This is a genomic window from Streptomyces inhibens, from assembly GCF_003389455.1.
Taxonomy (GTDB): domain Bacteria; phylum Actinomycetota; class Actinomycetes; order Streptomycetales; family Streptomycetaceae; genus Streptomyces; species Streptomyces inhibens.
Window position 1 is genome coordinate 1 of record NZ_QUAC01000330.1, and the last position, 3,346, is coordinate 3,346.

The window sequence follows — 3,346 nt, forward strand, 5'->3', positions numbered from 1 at the left end:
GGCCCCGGCGCCCGCGACCACCCGGGCGGCCGGCGGCGTCCCCGGCGAGGGGGACGGGGCGCTACGACGCGACCGCCACGCCGCCCCGGTCCCCGGCCGTCAGGCCCAGCTTCGCCGCGAAGGCCAGCGCGGCCTCCGGCCGGACCTCGTACCAGGAGTCCTGGTCGCAGACCGCGTCCAGCAGCGCGGCGATGTCCTGCGCGCCGACCGTACGAGCCTCGGCGGCGGCGATGAAGGCGCGGACCGCTGCCGCGGGGTCGACCTCCGTCTCCGTGCGGGCCACGAGGTCCTCGACGATCTCCTCGATCGCGGCGTCACCGAGCGCGGCCCAGTTCATCGCCATCTCCAGGCCGTCGTCCTGCATCTTCTCGGGATACGGGGCGCGGGCCCAGGCGCCGTCCTGCCACCAGTAGACGAACCCGAAGAGATTGCCCTCGGCGTCGTCCCGCAGCCGCTCCCAGGGCAGCCACTCGGGACCGCCGGCCAGGAAGTCGATCTGCTCGCCCCCGTCGTGCGTGTAGCTGCCGTCCGAGTCCTGGCCGCACAGCAACGCGCGGCCGCCCTCGAACAACTGCAGCCGCCACCAGTAGCTGCCGCCCTCATTCCAGCACTGCAAGCCATGGCTGCCCCAGGAGTATTCGTCCCAGTCGTCCACGGCCGCCGCCACCACCGCCAGCGTCGCGGCGCGCGCCCAGAGCGTCTCCGGATGGTCCAGATCCTCGGGCACACTCGGCCTGTGCATGGCGCTCTCCCCCGTCGTCCAGCGCGGCCCCGCCGACGCGACCGCGCACCGTCCCCTGTCATCTCGAACCATAGCGACGGGGTCTGACAGTTCCCCATGACGAAGCCGTCACAATAATGAAGTCTTCAACGAACCCTTCGTGACCTCTTCGACGAACCCTTCGATGTACCGGTCGGCGAACCCGTGGCGGAGTCTTCGGCCGAGTGCTCGGCACCGCGCCCGCCGCCGTACGGGGTTCAGTTCAGCGACGGATCATCCGGATACGTGGCCACCATCGCCAGCTCATTGCGCTGCCGCCGCAGCACCGCGCGCCACAGCTGCTCGGGATCGGGCGAGGAGACATCGCCGGGCTCGGACTCGACGACGTACCAGGCGCCCTCGACCAGCTCGTCCTCCAGCTGGCCCGGCCCCCAGCCCGCGTATCCGGCGAAGATCCGCAGGCTGCCGAGGACCGCCGCGAGGAGTTCCGGAGGGGCCTCCAGATCGACCAGTCCGATCGCGCCGTGCACCCTGCGCCAGCCCAGCGGCTCGTCACCCGACTGCACGCCCGCCCGGTCCGCGGCCTGCACACCGGCCGTCTCCGCACCCTCGCCGGCGGGCCATCCACCGCTGTCCACCGGCGGGACGCCGCCCTCGCCGGACAGTCCGCCGGGCACCACGGCCACTCCGAGCGCCGAGTCCAGCGAGACCGGACCGCCCTGGAAGACCACCCCCGGCTCGCCGGCCAGGGCGGCCCAGGGTGCGAGGATGTCCGCGACGCCGACCGGCGTGGGGCGGTTCAGGACCACGCCGAGGGAGCCCTCCTCGTCGTGGTCGAGGAGCAGCACCACCGCGCGGTCGAAATTCGGATCGGCGAGCGCGGGCGTCGCGACGAGCAGCCGGCCTGTGAGCGAGGACACCTCGGTCATGGGCACATGATCCCGCACTTCTGCCCGAAGCGGGGAGTCAACGCCGGGACCTGTACGAGAGCAGGGCAGGGCGTACGGCGGCAGCACCGGCGCACGGCCTTGTCACCGGATAGGCCATTCAAGACATTCAGCGGCATTTACCACCAAACAGCGATTACAGATCAAAGGCGGATCGTAGCGGAGTGTGTTGTGACAAAGCCATTACATGCTCAGAGCGTGCAGGGGCTTACGGGCACACCCTCGGCCGCCCTTACCATTTCTGCTTGGCCCCTGCCCGTCTCCAGGAACGCGAGATCCATGACCGTCTCTACTGACGACGTACTGCTTGTCCACGGCGGCACCCCGCTCGAGGGCGAGATCCGGGTTCGCGGTGCGAAGAACCTTGTGCCGAAGGCCATGGTCGCCGCCCTGCTCGGCAGCGGCCCCAGCCGGCTGCGCAATGTGCCCGACATCCGCGACGTACGCGTGGTGCGCGGGCTGCTGCAGCTGCACGGTGTCACGGTGCGCCCCGGTGACGAGCCGGGCGAGCTGATCCTCGACCCGTCGCACGTGGAGAGCGCCAACGTCGCGGACATCGACGCCCACGCCGGCTCCTCGCGGATCCCGATCCTGTTCTGCGGTCCGCTGCTGCACCGCCTCGGCCACGCCTTCATCCCGGGCCTGGGCGGCTGCGACATCGGCGGCCGGCCGGTGGACTTCCACTTCGACGTGCTGCGCCAGTTCGGTGCGACCATCGAGAAGCGCGCCGACGGGCAGTACCTGGAGGCCCCGCAGCGGCTGCGCGGCACCAAGATCCGGCTGCCGTACCCGTCGGTCGGCTCGACCGAGCAGGTGCTGCTGACCGCCGTACTGGCCGAGGGCGTCACCGAGCTGTCGAACGCCGCCGTGGAGCCGGAGATCGAGGACCTCATCTGCGTACTGCAGAAGATGGGCGCGATCATCTCCATGGACACCGACCGGACGATCCGGATCACCGGTGTCGACCGGCTCGACGGCTACAACCACCGCGCCCTCCCGGACCGCCTGGAGGCCGCCTCCTGGGCGTCCGCGGCGCTGGCCACCGAGGGCAACATCTACGTCCGCGGCGCGCAGCAGCGGTCGATGATGACCTTCCTCAACACCTTCCGCAGGGTCGGCGGCGCCTTCGAGATCGACGACGAGGGCATCCGCTTCTGGCACCCGGGCGGCTCGCTCAACGCCATCGCCCTGGAGACCGATGTCCACCCCGGTTTCCAGACCGACTGGCAGCAGCCGCTGGTCGTCGCGCTGACCCAGGCGTCGGGCCTGTCCATCGTGCACGAGACGGTCTACGAGTCCCGGCTCGGCTTCACCTCGGCGCTGAACCAGATGGGCGCGCACATCCAGCTCTACCGCGAGTGCCTGGGCGGCTCCGCCTGCCGCTTCGGGCAGCGCAACTTCCTGCACTCCGCGGTCGTCTCGGGACCCACCAAGCTGCAGGGCGCCGACCTGGTCATCCCCGACCTGCGCGGCGGCTTCTCGTACCTGATCGCGGCGCTGGCGGCGCAGGGCACCTCCCGGGTGCACGGCATCGACCTGATCAACCGCGGCTACGAGAACTTCATGGAGAAGCTCGTGGAACTGGGCGCCCATGTGGAGCTGCCGAACGGCGCACTGCGCAACTGAGCGGCCGACGCAATGACGCGTCAGGGGCGGCCACCCGGACCGGGTGGCCGCC

General features: G+C 70.8%; 3 protein-coding genes. 1 reads left to right on the forward strand and 2 read right to left on the reverse strand.

What is annotated here, in order from left to right; all coding sequences use genetic code 11:
* Positions 1–61: 61 nt before the first annotated feature.
* Positions 62–742 (reverse strand): hypothetical protein, encoded by a 681-nt coding sequence (locus DY245_RS33925; RefSeq protein WP_128510975.1) that lies wholly within the window; start codon positions 740–742, stop codon positions 62–64.
* Between the two features lie 236 nt (positions 743–978).
* On the reverse strand, positions 979–1,650 hold the full coding sequence (locus DY245_RS33930) for a YqgE/AlgH family protein (RefSeq protein ID WP_128510976.1): 672 nt from the start codon (positions 1,648–1,650) through the stop codon (positions 979–981).
* Positions 1,651–1,947: 297 nt separating this feature from the next.
* Here DY245_RS33930 and murA point away from each other — a divergent pair, with 297 nt between their 5' ends.
* Entirely contained in the window at positions 1,948–3,294 is a 1,347-nt protein-coding gene (gene murA / locus DY245_RS33935) for a UDP-N-acetylglucosamine 1-carboxyvinyltransferase (protein ID WP_128510977.1), read from the forward strand.
* Positions 3,295–3,346 lie beyond the last annotated feature (52 nt).